This window comes from Mesorhizobium sp. M0292, from assembly GCF_040321695.1.
Lineage (GTDB): Bacteria > Pseudomonadota > Alphaproteobacteria > Rhizobiales > Rhizobiaceae > Mesorhizobium.
In genome coordinates, this window is record NZ_JAMYSB010000021.1 from 23,646 (window position 1) to 40,484 (window position 16,839).

General features: G+C 63.9%; 20 protein-coding genes and 1 pseudogene. 9 read left to right on the top strand and 12 right to left on the bottom strand.

The annotated features are described in order from the left end of the window. Positions 1-8: 8 nt before the first annotated feature. From NKI96_RS25240 to hemC, 8 genes and pseudogenes are all read right to left on the bottom strand, one after another. Positions 9-643 (bottom strand): annotated as a pseudogene (locus NKI96_RS25240) (LolA family protein). Between the two features lie 56 nt (positions 644-699). Then, positions 700-963: a YMGG-like glycine zipper-containing protein gene (locus NKI96_RS25245; RefSeq protein WP_023670477.1), complete on the bottom strand. Its 264-nt coding sequence runs from the start codon at positions 961-963 to the stop codon at positions 700-702. A gap of 188 nt (positions 964-1,151) precedes the next feature. Further along, positions 1,152-1,868 (bottom strand): glutamine amidotransferase, encoded by a 717-nt coding sequence (locus NKI96_RS25250; protein ID WP_023752685.1) that lies wholly within the window; start codon positions 1,866-1,868, stop codon positions 1,152-1,154. 14 nt (positions 1,869-1,882) lie between these two features. Continuing rightward, on the bottom strand, positions 1,883-2,362 hold the full coding sequence (locus NKI96_RS25255; protein WP_023687738.1) for a tellurite resistance TerB family protein: 480 nt from the start codon (positions 2,360-2,362) through the stop codon (positions 1,883-1,885). Between the two features lie 75 nt (positions 2,363-2,437). Continuing rightward, a complete protein-coding gene (locus NKI96_RS25260) occupies positions 2,438-4,039 on the bottom strand; it encodes a heme biosynthesis protein HemY (RefSeq protein WP_352806796.1) in 1,602 nt (533 codons plus the stop codon). A gap of 10 nt (positions 4,040-4,049) precedes the next feature. Continuing rightward, positions 4,050-5,540: a COG4223 family protein gene (locus NKI96_RS25265; RefSeq protein WP_352806798.1), complete on the bottom strand. Its 1,491-nt coding sequence runs from the start codon at positions 5,538-5,540 to the stop codon at positions 4,050-4,052. Positions 5,541-5,652: 112 nt separating this feature from the next. Further along, the gene (locus NKI96_RS25270) at positions 5,653-6,366 is read right to left on the bottom strand and encodes a uroporphyrinogen-III synthase (RefSeq protein WP_023687736.1); all 714 of its coding nucleotides are present in this window, start codon (positions 6,364-6,366) and stop codon (positions 5,653-5,655) included. Between the two features lies 1 nt (position 6,367). Beyond that, complete coding sequence (gene hemC, locus NKI96_RS25275) at positions 6,368-7,291, bottom strand: hydroxymethylbilane synthase (protein ID WP_023694474.1); 924 nt, start codon at positions 7,289-7,291, stop codon at positions 6,368-6,370. A 118-nt stretch (positions 7,292-7,409) separates the two neighbouring features. On the opposite strand from hemC, the gene tsaD reads away from it, so the two are divergent. From tsaD to NKI96_RS25305, 6 genes are all read left to right on the top strand, one after another. Then, positions 7,410-8,495: a tRNA (adenosine(37)-N6)-threonylcarbamoyltransferase complex transferase subunit TsaD gene (gene tsaD / locus NKI96_RS25280; RefSeq protein ID WP_196814104.1), complete on the top strand. Its 1,086-nt coding sequence runs from the start codon at positions 7,410-7,412 to the stop codon at positions 8,493-8,495. Then, the gene (locus NKI96_RS25285; RefSeq protein ID WP_023694476.1) at positions 8,492-9,508 is read left to right on the top strand and encodes an NAD(P)H-dependent glycerol-3-phosphate dehydrogenase; all 1,017 of its coding nucleotides are present in this window, start codon (positions 8,492-8,494) and stop codon (positions 9,506-9,508) included. The genes tsaD and NKI96_RS25285 overlap by 4 nt, the downstream gene beginning before the upstream one ends. Before the next feature lie 24 nt (positions 9,509-9,532). After that, positions 9,533-9,829, top strand: coding sequence for a YciI-like protein (locus NKI96_RS25290; RefSeq protein WP_023670486.1), 297 nt, complete (start codon positions 9,533-9,535; stop codon positions 9,827-9,829). An 88-nt stretch (positions 9,830-9,917) separates the two neighbouring features. Then, positions 9,918-10,343 carry an EVE domain-containing protein gene (locus NKI96_RS25295; RefSeq protein ID WP_023683904.1) on the top strand — a complete coding sequence of 142 codons (426 nt, stop codon included), beginning with the start codon at positions 9,918-9,920 and terminating at the stop codon, positions 10,341-10,343. Continuing rightward, complete coding sequence (locus tag NKI96_RS25300) at positions 10,298-10,996, top strand: class I SAM-dependent methyltransferase (RefSeq protein WP_023694477.1); 699 nt, start codon at positions 10,298-10,300, stop codon at positions 10,994-10,996. The genes NKI96_RS25295 and NKI96_RS25300 overlap by 46 nt, the downstream gene beginning before the upstream one ends. Positions 10,997-11,101: 105 nt before the next feature. Then, the gene (locus NKI96_RS25305) at positions 11,102-11,521 is read left to right on the top strand and encodes a DUF1761 domain-containing protein (RefSeq protein ID WP_023694478.1); all 420 of its coding nucleotides are present in this window, start codon (positions 11,102-11,104) and stop codon (positions 11,519-11,521) included. A 15-nt stretch (positions 11,522-11,536) separates the two neighbouring features. On the opposite strand, the gene gcvA is transcribed toward NKI96_RS25305, so the two are convergent. Then, positions 11,537-12,457, bottom strand: a complete 921-nt coding sequence (gene gcvA, locus NKI96_RS25310) for a transcriptional regulator GcvA (protein ID WP_023694479.1) — start codon at positions 12,455-12,457, stop codon at positions 11,537-11,539. 135 nt (positions 12,458-12,592) lie between these two features. On the opposite strand from gcvA, the gene NKI96_RS25315 reads away from it, so the two are divergent. Continuing rightward, positions 12,593-12,832 (top strand): hypothetical protein, encoded by a 240-nt coding sequence (locus NKI96_RS25315; protein ID WP_023670491.1) that lies wholly within the window; start codon positions 12,593-12,595, stop codon positions 12,830-12,832. Positions 12,833-12,952: 120 nt separating this feature from the next. Here the strand turns inward: NKI96_RS25315 and NKI96_RS25320 are convergent, their stop codons facing one another. After that, a complete protein-coding gene (locus tag NKI96_RS25320) occupies positions 12,953-13,489 on the bottom strand; it encodes a L,D-transpeptidase family protein (protein ID WP_196813612.1) in 537 nt (178 codons plus the stop codon). A 145-nt stretch (positions 13,490-13,634) separates the two neighbouring features. Between NKI96_RS25320 and NKI96_RS25325 the strand changes: the two genes are divergently transcribed. After that, complete coding sequence (locus NKI96_RS25325) at positions 13,635-14,318, top strand: response regulator transcription factor (RefSeq protein WP_023670493.1); 684 nt, start codon at positions 13,635-13,637, stop codon at positions 14,316-14,318. A gap of 177 nt (positions 14,319-14,495) precedes the next feature. After that, complete coding sequence (locus NKI96_RS25330) at positions 14,496-14,951, top strand: cyclic nucleotide-binding domain-containing protein (protein ID WP_023694482.1); 456 nt, start codon at positions 14,496-14,498, stop codon at positions 14,949-14,951. Positions 14,952-15,114: 163 nt separating this feature from the next. On the opposite strand, the gene xth is transcribed toward NKI96_RS25330, so the two are convergent. Both xth and NKI96_RS25340 read right to left on the bottom strand, forming a co-directional pair. Beyond that, positions 15,115-15,921 carry an exodeoxyribonuclease III gene (gene xth / locus NKI96_RS25335; RefSeq protein WP_352806802.1) on the bottom strand — a complete coding sequence of 269 codons (807 nt, stop codon included), beginning with the start codon at positions 15,919-15,921 and terminating at the stop codon, positions 15,115-15,117. A 198-nt stretch (positions 15,922-16,119) separates the two neighbouring features. After that, complete coding sequence (locus NKI96_RS25340) at positions 16,120-16,800, bottom strand: outer-membrane lipoprotein carrier protein LolA (protein ID WP_023670496.1); 681 nt, start codon at positions 16,798-16,800, stop codon at positions 16,120-16,122. Between the last annotated feature and the right edge of the window lie 39 nt (positions 16,801-16,839).

Here is a 16,839-nt window from a genome sequence, read left to right on the forward strand (position 1 = left end):
GCTGCCGACTATTTCGTTTTGGTGTTGAATTCACGGTTTGCGGCATAGTCGATAGTGAAGGTGCCCGCAGGAGCGCGAACGCCCTGCTTCACGTTGGATATGGTGACTGTCGAGGTAAGGCCCCTCTCGTCAGTCAGGGTCCATCTGCGTAGTCGAGCGATTCCCTGTCAAACACCATAGTGATATTCGAATTGCCGAAGGCCGACTTGTCGGCCAGCCTGATGATCACCTGGGCGCCATCGTCCTTGATACTTTTGAGGCGATTGCCGGAAAAGTTGACCTGATTGTCGAGGAGCAGCTTGAGCGGCGTCTTCGAGAGAGCATAAAGCCGCGATGTCTTGAGCTTCTTGTTATAGACCACCAAGGATTTTCCATCTGCAATTACGCTGACCCCTGATTGGCCTGCATAGTTGAACCGGATCTTGCCCGGCCGCTGGAGGAAAAATTTCCCTTTGGTCCTTTCCGCTCTTGGGCCCGACTGGACAAAGTCCTCGGACATGGACTTTACCGATGAGAAGTGATCGGCAATCGTCTTCGCTTCTACAGGTGCGGCCAAGGCCGCGGTCGAAAGTTCGGCGTTTATCGCGACAGCGCTGACAACGGCGAACCAGAAAGCCCGCAGTCTTTTGCTGTTATATGCCATTCAGTTATCCTACCCCGAAAAGACGCGTGATCGAAAGAGATCACGCGTCTTTGAGATCAGTAGCCGTCCGGGCACTGAGCAACGTAAACTCGACCGTTCCGACCGCGATATCTGCACTGGCCGGCTTCGCTGGCGTGCCCGATGACCGCCCCGGCCAGCGCTCCGACCGCCCCGCCAACAACCGCCCCTTTTACCGGGTCGCCGGCCACTGCTGCGCCTACAGCTGCGCCACCCAAACCACCGACGGCAGCGCCTTGTTCGGTGCGGGAGCATGCCGCGAGCGGAATGAGTAGGCTCAAAATGAGCAGCGTCTTCTTCATTGGTTCTCTCCTGGGGCCGTTATTAGCCGAAGCTTAAATGCGCCACGGAGTTTTTCGATCCATCGGAGTGTTTGGGGCGCAATCCAAATCTGCGGGAACGGGCTAAGGTCCCGGATCCATCGTACACGCCTCCCAGAGGTAAGTCGTCTTTGGGCAAGCTCGGCCGTTCAGAGTAGTTGGATTTTGCTCTATCCCTCAGTAGGCTTGCCGAAGATCAGGCTCAAAAATTCGCTCAGCCAGCGCTTGAGGTGCATATCCCAGATCAGCCGGCCGCCGAGATGGTCGCGGCCGGGCTGCGCGCCGGGCAATTCGAAACGGTGCGCGCCGCGCACCACCCAGCGCTGCATCATCAACCGGGTCAGTTCGCCATGGAACTGGATGCCCCAGGCATTGTCGCCATAGCGAAAAGCCTGGTTGGGGTAGGTTTCCGCAGTCGCCAGCAGCGTCGCATCCCTGGGCAGCGAAAAGCCTTCGCGGTGAAACTGGTAGACCATGTCGGGCCAAGGCAGCAGCTTCTTGCCGGCTTCGGTCGGCTTCAGCGGATACCAGCCGATCTCGACCAGCCCCTCGCCATGCCCCTCGACCTTGCCGCCGAGATGATTGGCCAGCATCTGCGCGCCAAGGCAGATGCCGAGGAAGGGCCGGTTCTCCTTTAGCGGAACATTGAGCCAGTTGGTCTCGCGGCGGACGAACTCATCTTCGTCATTGGCGCTCATCGGCCCGCCGAACACCACGGCGCCGGCGTGTCCCTCCAGCGTCTCCGGCAGGCTGTCGCCGAGAGGCGGCCGGCGGATGTCGAGGTCGAAACCTTCCTCGAGCAGCATGTGGCCAACCCGGCCGGGGCTCGAAGTCTCCTGATGCAGCACGATCAGGACTTTTGGTTTCGAGCTCGGTCTGGGCGGCATGGAAAGGCGGAATCCTATTCGTCGCTCGACGTTCCGCTGGCGTCGGGCGCGGCGGCCGCCGCCTTGCGGCGCGCCTCGACGCGATCCTGGCGCTCGACGCCGATCAGTTCGGCAACGCGCCAGACGGTGTTGTCCTCCAGTTCATGCAGTTCGCCGTCGGCATAGACGATTTCCCACATCAGGCCGATGAAAGCCTTGCGCGCCTCGGCGTCGAGATGGCGCTTCAAGACGCTGGTGAAGGCATAGAGGTCGATCGCCTCATTGTCGGCGCGCTCGCCGGCGGCAGCCAGTGCATCGAGCTCGTCGCCGCTGATCGAATAGCTCTGCGCCAGCACCTGCTTGAACCGCTCCCACTCGACATCCTGGCGCACGCCGTCGGCATTCATCACATGATAGAGCAAAGCCGACGCCGCAACGCGCGGATCGTCCGCATTCGCGCGAGCCCCAGCCCCGGAGGGCAGGTCTTTCAGAAAGGCCAGGACGCGTTCGAACATGGTGCTCACTTACTTCATTGGAGCATGATCTTTTCCAAAAACTGATATCCACTTTTTGGGATCATGCTTCAGGGATCAAAACAGGCGGAAGCGGCGCGGTGACTTCTCCGCTTCGTCGTCGGGGTCGACGCCAGGGTCGTCGGGCAGCCGAGCCAGTTCCTCGGCAGGTTCGACGGGTTCGGCGTCGTTTGGTATTGCGGCGAAAGCGGCGGCGGTGACCGGCGTGATCTGGTCGTCGCCCACAGCAGGCTTCGGCTCGGTCGGCGCCTCGCTGATCGTCTTGGCGACGGCGGGATGATCGATCACTTCGGCTTCCTTTGCCGGCTTGGCAGGTGCCGCGAGCACAGGAACATCGGCTTCGTCTTCATGGCTGTCGATGAGCTGGCCCAGCCGCTCCATCGGCGCGCGCCAGGCGAAAGCGTCGAGCTTGCCGCTGACCGGCGATACCGGCGCCCAGCGTTCGGAGACGACGCCGTCGGCGACCCAGGCCGGATCGCGCGGCGCGCGGACCGCCTTGGACAGCAATTGCCTGATCTTGCCCTGGTCGCCGGTCTCTGCCTCCTCGATATCGGCCAGCAGCAGGTAAGCGCCTTCCCGGCGATCCATGCGGATCGCCGCTTCCGCCTCCCGGCGGGCGGTGGAAAAATCCTGCGCATCGAGCGCGGCTCGCGCCACCGTCATCGACGATTCGGCATTGTTGCGCTTCAGCTCCTGCAGCTTCTTCGCCCGGTTGAGACGATCGACCACGGCATCTCCCGGCCTTGCATGGGTGTAGAGCTCGGCGATCTCGGGATGCGGCTCCGCCTTCCAGGCTGCCTCAAGGATCTTCGAGCCTTTGCGCACATCGTTCTGTTTGAACAGAAGATTGGCGGCTGCAACCGCAGCCGGCGCGAAATCGGGCGCGAGCTTGTTGGCCTCGAGAGCGGCTGCCTTGGCTGCATTGGGGTCGCTGTCGGTCAGCGCCTGCGCCTTGGCGGTCAACAGCACAGCGCGGCGGCGATTGGCGGCGTCGCGTTCGATCTGCCTGGTCGACTTCTGCGCCTCCACCAGCTTCAGCGCGCCGTCCCAGTCGCCGCGCCCGGTCAGATCCTCCAGCGTCGATTCGGCGGCCCAAGCCAGTTGCGGCGCGACGGAAGCGGCGCGGCCGGCATAGTGACGCGCCGCGTTGCGGTCGCCGAGCCGTTCGGCTTCGAGATAGAGCCCGCGCAGGCCAAGCAGCCGCATTTCGGGGTCGTCGAGCATGGCCTCGAATTTTTCGCGCGCGCCCTCATGGTCGCCTTCGAGCAGCGAGGCTTGCGCTTCGAGCAGCTGGATCAGCGGCTCCTGGTCGGAGCGGATCAGTTTGGCGGCTTCCTTGGACTTCTTGCGGGCCAGCGCGCCGTCGCCGGCGCCGGCTGCGATCATGCCGGTCGACAGCGCCTGGTAGCCGCGGTCGCGGCGGCGGACGCGGAAATAGCGCGAGATCGTGTATGGGCTGTTCCACAGCGACTTGATCAGCCACCAGACGATCATCACCGCTGCGACGACGGCAACGATCGCCACCGCCGCCACCATCAGGCTGACCTGGTATTGGTAACCGTTGAAGGTAACGACCATCTCGCCGGGACGATCGGCCAGCCAGGCAAAGCCCAGACCGAGGGCGAAGACGGCGGCGAGAAAGATGAGAATGCGGATCATCGTGTCGTCCTCATGCCTTCATCGCACCTGCAATCAGCGCGTCGACCTGCGTCTCGACGTCGATGCGCGCCTTCAGTTTGCCGGCAAAGTCGGCGCCGGCAGCCTTGACCGCATCCGGCAGCGTTGCGTATTCGCTGAGCGCCTTGGCGTAGTCGCCCTGATTGACCGCCACTTCGATGCGCGCCACGGTTTCCGGCGCGCCGGCGCCTTCGACGGCGCCGATCGGCCGGACCTTGACCAGCGATTCGGCGCTCGACAAAAGGTTCTGGAAGAAGCCGGCATTTTCATCGACCGGCGTCGCCGCCGCGACCATCGCATTGGCCGCGGCGTCGGCCTCGCCGGCGATCTCGGTGCGGGTCGGGACGCCCTTTTCAGCGTAGGGGCGCAGCGCTGCAATCTGCGGTGCAGCGGGCGAGATCGCCGCGAAGGTCTCCAACTCGGCGGCGAACGGCGCGCCGCGGTCAAGCGCCGCCTTCAAGGCCGAAGCGGCGATGGCCATCGCGATCTTTGGCTGCGAGGCCTGCGCATCGACCTTGCCGGCGAGCTGCGTCACCGACTGCTCCAGCGCGGCGATCTTGCCTTCCTGCGTCTTGGCTGCCTCACCGGCCGATTTCACCAGTGCGTCGAGGCCCGCCAGTCTTTCATTGAGCGGCGCGAGATCGACGGGCGCTGCACCACCGGCTTGGCCAAGGGCGGCGACCGCGGTCTCGATCTGCTTGACCTTGTCGCCAAGCGAGGTAAGCCCGGCATTGTCGCCGGGGCCGCCCCTTTCGACCGCCGATTTCAGCGATGCGACATCGGCCTTGACCTGATCCAGCGCCGAAGACAGCCCGTCGACCTTGGCCGTTGCGGCGCCATTGCCGCTGGCTTCCCTGAGGTCGGCGATTTCGCGCTTCAGCGAAGCGATCTCGCCATTGACGCCGTCGAGCGAGACCGTGCCCGCCCCTGAGCCCGGAGCGCCAAGCACGCCGGCAAACTGCAGCCCGCCGGCGGCAGCCAGCGCGATGACACCGCCGATGATGCCGGCGGCAATGCCGCTCGTGCGCTTCGGTTGCGCGGCCATGGGCTGGTTCCCGGCTGTCCTTGGGGTTTCCTTGGGTGCACCCGGCTTGGGCGAGGCATCCTCGAAACTGTAGTCGGAGGTTCTGGCGCGCGGTGGCGCATCCGAAGCGGTGGGGTAAGGCTGCTCCGCCTGGGTGGACGCCTTGGCATCGGCGCTTTCGGGAGCGGCCTGCGCCGCGGCGTCGGAGTGCTCCCACGGCTCGAGATCGGCTTGATCGGCATGAACGGGCTCGTCAGGCGTCTCCGGCTGCGCATTGGCCATGGCAGCGGCATCCTCAGCCGCAACCGACCCTGCCGGGGCCTCGACGTCGTCCGAGTTGGCGACATCCGTCTTGGCGGCATCCGCATCGGCAATGCGCGAGACAGCGCCGGGTTCGAGTTCGATGGTCACCGGCTCGCGGCGGCTTTTCGAATGTCGCATCTTCGGCGTCTTGACCATGCCTGGGCTCCGCAATCCTGCTTCGTCTGGGCGCCCGACGGCGCGTGATGGTTTGAAAAATGGTCTAGCACATCATCATCAGGTGAAAAGGGGCGGCGTGATGACACGGCGCTCAGTCGCCGCGGTGCAACAGCTCAAGCAGCGCCTCCTCCTGCGGTTCCCGCGCAATGCGTATTTTTTTGCCGGCGGCATTGTCAAACGCCGCTGCCACGCGCTCGGAGAGCGCAAAAGCCTGCATGTTTTCAAAGAGATCGCGCAGTTCCGCCCGGCTGGCCAAGGCCTGCAACGCTGCCGCCGCCTTGGCTGAATAGAGCAGCACCGCGTCGACCGCCTGATCGGACAGGCGTGTACGGATTTCAGCATCGGAATAATCGAGCGAAATCGTGTCGTAGGTTTCGACGGTGCGGACCTCGACGCCGGCCTTTCGCAGCCGCGCCTCGAATGCCGGAAACCGCACGCGCCCTGTGAGATAGACGACCGCCTTGCCGGAAAGGCCGGCAGCAATCGCCTCGGCCAGCCGCTCGGCGTCGCCCGCCCCTTCACTGACCGACAAGAACCCTGTCGAACGTGCCGCTTCAGCCGTCCTGCGTCCGACGGCATGGCAAGGCAAGGCGGCGAGCGCACGAATGAGTTCTTTCGGCGCATGCCGCACCGCATTTGCGCTGGTCACAGCGACGGCCACGGCATTGTCGCTCGCAGCATCGGCGCCAACCCGCAGTGTCACCGTTTCGGTCAGCGGCAGAAGGAGCGGCTCAAATCCCAATTCCTGCAGCCGCCGCATGGTTCGCGACGCCCCAGGTTGCGGCCGCGTCACCAGGACACGCATATCAGACCCAGCCGTCGAAGAAGGTTTCGCCCGCTTTGACCCGCACCATCCTGGCCGCGTCCGTGCCGATGTCAGCGGCATCCAGCGCCAAGCCTTCGGCCTTGACCTCATGCGATTGCGTGCCATCGGGCGAAATGATCAGCCCGGCGAAAACCAGCCTGCCGCCCGATATCGTCGCATAGCCGGCGATCGGCGTGCGGCAGGAGCCATCGAGCGCCGCCAGGAAGGCGCGCTCACAGGCCAGCGCCTGGCCTGTCGGCACATCATGGATGGCCACCAGCATCTTTTCGACCTCGCTGTCGCCGATGCGGGTTTCGATGCCGATTGCGCCTTGTCCCGGCGCCGGCGGAAAAGCATCGAGCGGCATCAGATCGGTGACGACATGGCCGAGCCCGAGCCGCTTCAGCCCGGCATAAGCGAGGATCGTGCCTTCGGCGACGCCTTCCTCCAGCTTGCGCAGCCTGGTCTGCACATTGCCGCGGAACATGACCACGTCTAGGTCCGGCCGCATGCGCCGGATCAGCGCCTGGCGCCTGAGCGAAGACGACCCGACCTTGGCGCCTTGCGGCAAATCAACAATGCGCTTCACCGCCTTGCCGATGAAGGCGTCCCGCGCATCCTCGCGCGGCAGGAAGGCGGACAGCTCCAGCCCGACCGGCAGCACTGTCGGCATGTCCTTGGAGGAATGCACGGCGATATCGATCGTGCCGGCCAGCAGCGCCTCTTCGATTTCCTTGGTGAACAGCCCCTTGCCGCCGGCTTCCGACAGCGGCCGGTCCTGGATGCGGTCGCCGCTGGTCGAAATGACGACGACCTCGAAGGCTTCCGCCGGCATGCCATGCGCTTCCATCAGCCGCGCCTGCGTCTCATGCGCCTGGGCGAGCGCCAGCGGGCTGCCGCGTGTTCCTATTTTCAAAGTTTGCATGGCGCGCGGTCCGTGATAACCCCCGGCTGGCTTTGCGTTTCCGGCGCTCTCTAACGAGGCCCGCCTCTACTAACTAGGAAAGTCCGGCGACACAATCTCTGGAGACAGCGACGAATTGATCCGCGTTCTGGGCATTGAGACGAGTTGCGACGAGACCGCCGCCAGCGTGGTGACGCTGGACGGCGATTCCGTGCCGGTGATTGCGTCCAACATCGTGCTCAGCCAGATCGAGGAGCACGCCGCCTTCGGCGGCGTCGTGCCGGAGATCGCCGCGCGTGCCCATGTCGAGGCGCTGGACGGCATTGTCGAGGCCGCTCTTGCGGATTCGGGCGTAGCCCTGGCCGACATCGACGCCATTGCCGCCACTACGGGCCCCGGCCTGGTCGGCGGACTGATCGTCGGCCTGATGACGGCCAAGGCGATTGCAGCGGCCGCCGGCAAGCCGCTGATCGCCATCAACCATCTCGAAGGCCACGCATTGACCGCAAGGCTGACCGACGGGCTCGACTTTCCCTATTTGCTGCTGCTGGTTTCCGGCGGCCACACCCAGATCGTCGCCGTGCGCGGCGTCGGCGACTACCAGCGCTGGGCGACGACCATCGACGACGCGCTCGGCGAAGCTTTCGACAAGACGGCCAAAATGCTCGGCCTGCCCTATCCCGGCGGCCCGAACGTCGAAAAGGCGGCAATGTCGGGCGATGCGACGCGCTTTGCCTTTCCGCGGCCGATGAGGGGCTCGGCGCAGCCCGATTTCTCCTTCTCCGGCCTCAAGACCGCCGTGCGCCAGGCGGCGACCGCCATCCAGCCGCTAAGCGAGCAGGATGTCGCCGACATCTGCGCCTCGTTCCAGGCGGCGGTAGCCGACGCACTTGGCGACCGCGTGGCCCGCGCGCTGGCCCGCTTCCGCGACGAATTTCCGGACAAGGCCGAGCCGGCGCTGGTCGTTGCCGGTGGCGTCGCCGCCAACAGAGCGATCAAGGCGACGCTGCAGAAGCAGTGCGCCGAGGCCGGCTTCGCCTTTGTCGCGCCGCCGCTGAAGCTTTGCACCGACAATGCGGCGATGATCGCCTGGGCCGGGATCGAGCGGTTGCGGGCAGGCCTGTCGCAAGAGAACGGCTTCGATTTCGTGCCGCGTTCGCGCTGGCCGCTGGACAGCATTTCGGCCCCGATGGTCGGCTCCGGCCGGCGCGGAGCAAAAGCATGAGCGCCGGCAACACAAGCGGCAGGGACAGAACCGGCTGGCGCGTCGCCGTGCTCGGCGGCGGCGCCTGGGGCACGGCGCTGGCGCTGGCGATGCTGCGCGCCGGTCACGATGTCCGGCTCTACGCCCGCGACGAAGAGACGGTTTCCGCGATCCGCCGCGGCGAGAACTCGCGTTATCTCCCCGGCATCGCCATTGAAACAGGCATTGCGGCGACGAGCGATATCGGCACGGCCCTGACCGATGCCGATTGCGCGCTGGCCGTGGCGCCGGCGCAGGCGCTGCGCGCCATGCTGACGACGGCAAAGCCCCATATGCCGAAAGGCATCCCGCTGGTTCTCTGCGCCAAAGGCATTGAGCGCGACACCGGCGCGCTGCTGTCGGCGATCGTTGAGGAGATTCTGCCCGAAACTCCGGTTTCGGCCCTGTCCGGTCCCAGCTTTGCCGCCGACGTCGCCAGGGGTCTGCCGACCGCTGTCGTGGTTGCTGCACGCGACGACGCCTTGGCGGCCGAGCTTGCCTCGCGCTTTTCGGCGCAGAATCTGCGCTGCTATTCCAGCGACGATTTGATCGGCGTCGAGATCGGCGGTGCTTTGAAGAATGTGTTCGCCATTGCCGCTGGCGCCGTCACCGGCGCTGGGCTCGGCGCCAGCGCGCAGGCCGCCATGGTGACACGCGGCTTCGTCGAACTGCGCCGCATCGGCGCATCCTTCGGCGCCAAGCCGGAGACGCTGATGGGGCTTTCCGGCCTCGGCGACCTTTTGCTCACCTGCTCTTCGGCCCAGTCGCGCAATTTCGCCTATGGGCTGGCGCTGGGGCAAGGCAAGCCCTTGGCGGGACTGCCGCTCGCCGAAGGCGTGCCGACGGCGGCGATCGCCGCCCGCATCGCCACCGAGCGCGACATCGACGCGCCGATCATCGCTGCGGTGTCGGCGATACTGGACGGCACGATCACCATTCGGCAGGCTGTCACGGCATTGATGACCCGGCCGCTGAAGACCGAAACCGACCTCTGATCCCCTAACAAACCGGAGTTTAACATGCTGTTTGCGTTGATTTGCAAGGACAAGCCCGGCAGCCTGCAGGTGCGGGTCGACACGCGGCCGGTCCACGTCGCCTTTCTCGAAGGCCTGAACGCCGACAACAAACTGGCCTTTGCCGGCCCGTTCCTCGACGCCGAGGGCAAGCCCAATGGCAGCCTCGTCGTCGTCGAAGCGCCCGATCTCGCCGGTGCGCAGGCGCTGTCGGCTGCCGACCCCTATGCCAAGGCCGGGCTGTTCGAAAGTGTCGAAATCCGCCAGTGGAACTGGACCTTCAACAAGCCGGCGGCTAGTTAGTTCCGACGGCGCCTAGAGCGATCCCAGGAAAAGTGTGGAACGGTTTTCCGTCCGGAATTGCGCAAAAAATAGTAGTTGGAGCAAAGACATGAACTACTGGCTGTTCAAATCCGAACCTTCGGTCTTCTCCTTCGAGGCGCTGAAGGCCAAGGGCAAGGCCGGCACGCAGTGGGACGGCGTGCGCAACTATGCAGCGCGCAACAACATGAAGGCGATGCAGATCGGCGATCTCGGCTTCTTCTATCACTCCAATGAAGGGCTGAACGTCGTCGGCATTGCCGAAGTCTGCGGGCTTGCCCATCCCGACAGCACCACCGACGATCCGCGCTGGGAATGCGTCGACATCCGCGCCTTCAAGGACGTGCCGAACCCGCCGACGCTGGAGCAGGTCAAGGCAAATCCGAAGCTTGCCGAGATGGCGCTGGTGCGGCTTGGACGGCTTTCCGTACAGCCGGTGACGCCGGCCGAATGGAAGGAAGTCTGCCGCATGGGCGGCCTGACGCCGGCTCCGTGACGGTCCTCACGCCGAACAGCGCGAAAAAGTTCATTCTCGACAACACGGCGCTTATGTCGCCGCCGCATGTGCCGGAGATTGTCCTCAATCTTGCCGACGAAGCGCATGACCTCTGGCAGCGCACGGAGAACGAGCTGATTGAAATCGGCCTGCCGCCGCCGTTCTGGGCCTTTGCCTGGGCCGGCGGTCAGGGCCTTGCCCGTTACGTGCTGGACAATCCGTCGGATGTGCGGGGCAAACGCGTGCTCGACTTCGCCTCCGGCTCCGGCCTTGTCGCCATCGCCGCCGCCAAGGCGGGTGCGGCGCACGTGATCGCCGCCGACATCGACCCGTTCTGCGAAACGGCGATCCGCCTCAACGCAGAGGCCAATGGCGTTGCCATCGACTTTTGCGGCACGGACTGCATCGGCACCGACGCCGGCTGGGACGTGGTGCTGGCCGGCGACGTCTTCTACGACAAATCCTTCGCCGACACGCTGATGCCGTGGTTTTCGACACTGAAGGCGCGCGGCGCTGACATCCTCGTCGGCGATCCGGGCCGCTCCTACATGCCGAAGGCGGGACTGGAGCCGCTCGCCGTCTACGAAGTGGCGGTGACGCGGGCGCTGGAGGACGCCGTGGTCAAGCGCACCACGGTGTGGCGCCTCGCTTGACGGCATTGCCGAACAGGCGTTCCATCGCGCATTGATTTGAAGAATACGCATGTCGTTATCCCAGAACCGTCAGGCTTTGGGCGGCATGCTTGAGGGGAGGGCTTTATGGATTTTTCAGTGGTGAACTGGCTGGCGGTGGTTGTTGCGGCCGTCGCGGCGTGGCTGTTTGGCGCGGTCTGGTACACGGTCCTCAGCAAGCCTTGGATGAGGGCGGCCAGGATCGATCCGTCAACGTCAAAGAAATCAATATTGCCCTTCATCATCTCCTTCATCGCCGAGCTGATCATGGCGCTGGTCTTGGCCTTGGTCGTCGGCGCGATGACGGGCGGCGAGCCGGTCCTTGTCGCAGGGCTGGTCTTCGGCTTCGTCCTCTGGCTGGGTTTCGTCGCCACGACGCTGACGGCCAACCATCGCTATGAGAATTTCGGCTGGGACCTGACCCTGATCGACGGCGGCCACTGGCTCGGCGTGCTGTTGATCATCGGCGCGGTGATCGGCTGGTTCGGGACGCCGGTCGCCGGCTGAGGCCTGCAGAAGTCGTCAGGTCTGCGTCCTGGCGACTTCGTCGAGGATCCATTCGCGGAAAGCGATGATGCGCGGATCGTTGGCAGTGCTCTCGGGATAGACCAGGAAGTAGCCGAACTCCGGCCCCACGCGCAGACCGAGTTCAAAGGGCTGCACCAGCCTTCCCTGGGAAAGGTCGTTTGCCACCATGGCGAACTCGGCGAGCGCCACGGCATTGCCGTCGAGCGCCGCCTGCACGGCATCGGTAGAGGTTTCAAACACGATAGTCCGGCTGTCGTCGAAATCGTTGATGCCGGCCGCCGCCATCCACATGCGCCAGTTCGGCCATGTCACGCCTTGGCGCGACCATTCGATATGGGCAAGCGTGTGGTTGAAGAGGTCGCGCGGTTCGCGCAGCGGCGGGCCGGAGGTCAGCAGGCTCGGGCTGCACACCGGAATGAGGATGTTGTCGAACAGGCGATGGGCGCGAAGCCCCGGATACTTGCCGACCCCGAACCGGATGCCGACATCGACGTCGTCGAGTTCGAAATCGCGCACTTCGTAGCCGATGTCGAACCTCAGCTCGATACTGGGCTGAAGTTTGCGAAAATCGTCGACGCGCCGCATCAGCCATTTTGACGCGAACTGCGCGTCGAGCGTTACCTTCAGCAATGCCGTGCCGCGCGTCAGCTTGCGCGCCCGCGACACCGCCCGGTTGAGCAGGTCGAGCGCATCGATCGAGGCCTCGAACAGCACCGTACCTGCCTCGGTCAACCGGATGGTACGACTGGTTCGCGTGAACAGCACCAGCCCGAGCTGATCCTCGATTTCCTTGATCTGGTGGCTGACCGCCGCCGGCGTCAGCCCGAGCTCGTCGGCAGCGCGGGTGAAATTGAGGTGGCGGGCGGCGGCTTCCAGAGTCCTCAGCGCGCGCGTTCCGGGCAACAGACGGGACATCAACGTATCCTCAAATAAAACTTGACGATCCGAAAAGAACTACTCGTTTCTCTCATGTATTTCAATGCGGCATGATGCATCCATCGAAACACCATCAAGCCGGATTTGATATCCGGCGGAACACGGGAGCGCATCATGTCCATCTTCGTTTTGAACTCGCCAGCAGCTCGCTCGAACTGGTTGCATGCCGTAACGGACTGGCTTCGCCAGGCGAAAGTCGCCATCAACCTGCCGCGCCAGGACGTGGAGGATCTGTCGGATCGCCAGTTGCGCGACGTCGGCGCGCAGCGCAAGGACGTGACGCGGGCCGTGGACCGGGAACTCGGCCGGCTTGGATTGCTGGACACTGGGTGGCAGAAGCCGAGAAGGCGTTAGGCAATGGTGAGTAGTGAGTAGTGAGTAGTGAGTAGTGAAGGATTGAAACGACGCCGAGACCATCCTACTCCCTACTCCCTACTCCCTACTCCCTACTCCCTACTCCCTACTCCCTACTCCCTACCTCACCACCCTCACCACCGTCCGGTCCGACACCAGCGGCAACAGCCGCGCCATTGTCCGCGCTGTCACCGCCACGCAGCCTTGCGTCGGTGTGAAGCCTGGGCGCGCCAGATGGAAGAAGATGGCGCTGCCACGGCCGCGCCGGCGCGGCGCCATGTTCCAGTCGAGCACCAGGCAGGCGTCATAGAGGCGGTCGTCGCGCCGCATTCGCTCATGGCTGGCGCCATAGGGGATTTTCACCGGCCGGTTGTAGTTGCGGTCGTCCGGCACCTCGCACCAGCCGAGATCGGCGCCGATCGGCGCCATCGCCAGCCGGGTTTTGCGGCCGGCCGCGAAATGATCGCCCCGAAAATATCCTGACAAAATCCGCATCTCGCCAAGCGGCGTCGCACCGTCGCCTTCGCGCTTGTTGGCCGAGATGCCGCCGCGTCCGAGCGCGCAGGCAAACACCTTGCTGCCGGCCTGCAATATCCCCTGGCTGGGGTTGCCCGGCCTCGCCCGAACCACCAGCACACGCAGCCCTTTCGGCAAAATTGCGCCGGCTGCATTGCGATCGCGTTTTTTCTTGTATGATCGTGTCACGGAACAAATCACTGTGATCGGACTGTTGCGCCGGTCAGCTTCCGCATAAATGGGGGGCGGTCAACTGAAAATTCTTTTCAAAACAATGGATTGATCCATGACATCACGTACCATTCTGATCGTTGACGACGATGACGACCTGCGCGGAACCCTCGTCGAGCAACTGGCCCTTTACGAAGAATTCGACGTCTTGCAGGAAGCGACCGCCGCCAAAGGCGTCGCCGCGGCGCGCGGCGGGCTCATCGACCTGCTCATCATGGACGTCGGGCTGCCCGACATGGATGGCCGCGAGGCGGTGAAGATCCTGCGCAAGGGCGGCTACAAGGCGCCGATCATCATGCTGACCGGCCACGATACCGATTCCGACACAATTCTGGGCCTCGAGGCCGGCGCCAACGACTATGTCACCAAGCCGTTCCGCTTCGCCGTGCTGCTCGCCCGCATACGCGCACAACTGCGCCAGCACGAGCAGAGCGAAGACGCCACCTTTTCGGTCGGGCCCTACACGTTCAAGCCCAGCCAGAAGCTTCTGATCGACCAGCGCGGCGGCAAGGTGCGGCTGACCGAGAAGGAAGCCTCGATCATCAAATATCTCTATCGAGCCGACCAGAAGGTGGTGACGCGCGACGTCCTGCTCGAGGAAGTGTGGGGCTACAATTCCGGCGTCACCACGCACACGCTGGAAACTCACGTCTACCGGCTGCGCCAGAAGATCGAGCGCGATCCTTCCAATGCTGAAATTCTTGTGACAGAAAGCGGCGGCTACAAGCTGGTTCCTTAAACTTTTCATTGTTCAATAAGCGGTCGGGGCGGGACTGTTTCGGGGAGGATCCGGCTGGGGGAGCCTGGATCGGCCCGCTGCGCAGATTGAAGTGTTAGAGCGTCCTTTGCGCGTTCAATTGGACACGCGGCGCTCTAAGGGAGGGATTGGACTGACCGTTCGGGGACGCAGCTAGAGATGGCGCTGGATGACGACATCCGCATCCTGTCCGCCGTGAAGCTCTTTGAGGGTTTCACGCAGGAACAGCTGCGCCTGCTCGCCTTCGGCGCCGAAGCCACCCATCTGCAGGCCGACCGCAAGCTGTACCGCGAGGATGACGAAGCCGACTCGGCCTATATCGTGGTCAGTGGCCGCATCGTGCTCTACCGGGAGCAGGGTGGCGGCCGCATCCCGATCGGCACCGCCGGCCCCGGCACGATCCTCAGCGAACTGGCGCTGATCGCCGACTCAAGACGGCTGACCAGCGCCTCGGCCGAGACCGATTCGGAAGTGATAAGGTTGAGCCGCAAGATGTTTCGCCGCATCCTGGAGGAATATCCCGAAGTGGCGGTGAAACTGCACCAGCGCATCCTCGATGATTTTCAGGCGATGATCGCCCGCATCGAGAAGTTGGCCCCAAGGTTTGGCGGGTAGGTCCCCGCGACCGCGCTCACGCTTGGGTGTGTCGAGATTCAGGTCAGGCCGAGTCGAAAATGGCTGATACCGAGAACCGGAGCGGAGCGTACTCAAAGTACGCGAGCACCGGAAGCGCAGGTATCGGCCATTGGAGGCCGGCCTCACCTGAATATCGACACGCCTAATCCAGGTCGAACCGCGCAATCACCGGCACATGGTCCGAGGGCCGCTCCCAGCCACGCGCCTCTCGCAGGATCTCATAGCCGGCAAAGCTCGGCACCAGGTTCGGTGACGACCAGACATGGTCGAGCCGGCGGCCGCGGTTCGAGGCTTCCCAGTCCCGCGCGCGATAGCTCCACCAGGTGTAGAGCTTCTGCTCTGGCGGCACGTCGAGCCGCATCAGGTCGACCCAGTCGCCGGCGATCCGCATCGCGTCGAAATTTTGCGTCTCGACCGGCGTGTGGCTGACGACGTTGAGCAATTGCTTGTGCGACCAGACATCGTGCTCCTGCGGCGCGATGTTGAGGTCGCCGACCAGGATCGAAGCCGACACCTCGTCATGCGCGGCGTGGATGGCGTTCATCTCGGCAACGAAATCGAGCTTGTGGCGGAACTTGCGGTTGATCTCCGGATCGGGCTCGTCGCCGCCGGCCGGCACGTAGAAATTGTGGACCAGGATTGCCTTGCCGCCGGCCTGCACCTTGACCGACAGATGCCGGCTGTCATCGATCTCGCAGAAGCGCCGTTTCTCGACAATCTCGATCGGCCGCCGCGCCACCGTCGCAACGCCGTGATAGCCCTTCTGGCCATGGAATGCGATGTGCTCGTAGCCGGCCTTGCGGAGCACCTTTTCCGGAAACAGCTCGTCGGGAACCTTCGTCTCCTGCAGGCAAAGCACATCGGGCGCCTGCTCCGTCAGCAGCCGCTCGACGATCGGCATGCGCAGGCGCACGGAATTGATGTTCCAGGTGGCGATGGAGAAGGGCATGCGGCGATCCGAACAAGGTCGCCGATCTACTGCCAGCCGAGCGCCACAAACACAAGCCAGCCTTTGCGGGCGGCGGCCCTGATTCAGGTCAGGCCGAGTCGAAAATGGTGGTCTCCGAGAACCGGAGCGGAGCGTACTTAAACCACGTGAGCGCCGGAAGCGCAGGAGATCGCCATTTGCAGGCCGGCCTCACCGCATCTAGCGCTGGTTGGTGTTCAGCTCGCGGTTCGCCGCATAGTCGATGGCAAAGGTGTCCGCAGGGAAGCTGACGCCTTCCTTGGTGTTGTAGATCATCACCGTGGTGTCCTTGCCCTGCGCGTCGGTGATGGTCCACTGGCGCAGATCATAGGATTTCGGATCGAACATCATAGTGATCTTCGAATTGCCGAACACCGACTTGTCGGCAAGCTGGATGGTGGTGAGGTCGCTCTCTTCCTTGATCGATTTCACGCGGCCCCCCGAGAGGTCGATCTTGGTGTCGAGCAACAGCTTCAGCGGCGTCTTCGACAACGGATAGAGATCGGACGTTTTCAGCCGCTTGTTGAGGATGACCACCGACTTGCCGTCGGAAATCACCCGGAAATTCGACTTGCCGTCATAGTTGAAGCGAATCTTGCCTGGCCGCTCAAGGAAGAACTTGCCGCCGGTCTGCTGGTTGTTGGGGCCGAACTGGACGAACTCGCCGCTCATCGATTTGACCGAGGAGAAATGGTCGGCGATCTTTTGCGCCGTCGGCGGCACCGCCGCCTGCGCCGAGGCCAGGAGCTGGAACCCCGGCACGACGTTGATGGCCGCGGCGCCGGCAAGCATCAGGCCAAGGCCGAGCAACTGGCGACGGTTTGGAGCGAAATCGCTGATCGCGGAAAGATCGTTTTTCATGCCGGTCACTCTCGTGTGGTGTGTGTCTCGTTGCAGTCC

Coding starts and splice junctions, on each gene's coding strand:
- NKI96_RS25295 (WP_023683904.1), top strand. CDS start 9,918: ATGAACTACTGGCTGTTCAAATCCGAACCTTCGGTCTTCTCCTTCGAG.
- NKI96_RS25250 (WP_023752685.1), bottom strand. CDS start 1,868: ATGCCGCCCAGACCGAGCTCGAAACCAAAAGTCCTGATCGTGCTGCAT.
- NKI96_RS25305 (WP_023694478.1), top strand. CDS start 11,102: ATGGATTTTTCAGTGGTGAACTGGCTGGCGGTGGTTGTTGCGGCCGTC.
- NKI96_RS25340 (WP_023670496.1), bottom strand. CDS start 16,800: ATGAAAAACGATCTTTCCGCGATCAGCGATTTCGCTCCAAACCGTCGC.
- NKI96_RS25245 (WP_023670477.1), bottom strand. CDS start 963: ATGAAGAAGACGCTGCTCATTTTGAGCCTACTCATTCCGCTCGCGGCA.
- xth (WP_352806802.1), bottom strand. CDS start 15,921: ATGCCCTTCTCCATCGCCACCTGGAACATCAATTCCGTGCGCCTGCGC.
- NKI96_RS25260 (WP_352806796.1), bottom strand. CDS start 4,039: ATGATCCGCATTCTCATCTTTCTCGCCGCCGTCTTCGCCCTCGGTCTG.
- NKI96_RS25325 (WP_023670493.1), top strand. CDS start 13,635: ATGACATCACGTACCATTCTGATCGTTGACGACGATGACGACCTGCGC.
- NKI96_RS25330 (WP_023694482.1), top strand. CDS start 14,496: ATGGCGCTGGATGACGACATCCGCATCCTGTCCGCCGTGAAGCTCTTT.
- NKI96_RS25315 (WP_023670491.1), top strand. CDS start 12,593: ATGTCCATCTTCGTTTTGAACTCGCCAGCAGCTCGCTCGAACTGGTTG.
- NKI96_RS25265 (WP_352806798.1), bottom strand. CDS start 5,540: ATGGTCAAGACGCCGAAGATGCGACATTCGAAAAGCCGCCGCGAGCCG.
- hemC (WP_023694474.1), bottom strand. CDS start 7,291: ATGCAAACTTTGAAAATAGGAACACGCGGCAGCCCGCTGGCGCTCGCC.
- NKI96_RS25270 (WP_023687736.1), bottom strand. CDS start 6,366: ATGCGTGTCCTGGTGACGCGGCCGCAACCTGGGGCGTCGCGAACCATG.
- NKI96_RS25300 (WP_023694477.1), top strand. CDS start 10,298: ATGGAAGGAAGTCTGCCGCATGGGCGGCCTGACGCCGGCTCCGTGACG.
- NKI96_RS25285 (WP_023694476.1), top strand. CDS start 8,492: ATGAGCGCCGGCAACACAAGCGGCAGGGACAGAACCGGCTGGCGCGTC.
- gcvA (WP_023694479.1), bottom strand. CDS start 12,457: ATGTCCCGTCTGTTGCCCGGAACGCGCGCGCTGAGGACTCTGGAAGCC.
- NKI96_RS25290 (WP_023670486.1), top strand. CDS start 9,533: ATGCTGTTTGCGTTGATTTGCAAGGACAAGCCCGGCAGCCTGCAGGTG.
- NKI96_RS25255 (WP_023687738.1), bottom strand. CDS start 2,362: ATGTTCGAACGCGTCCTGGCCTTTCTGAAAGACCTGCCCTCCGGGGCT.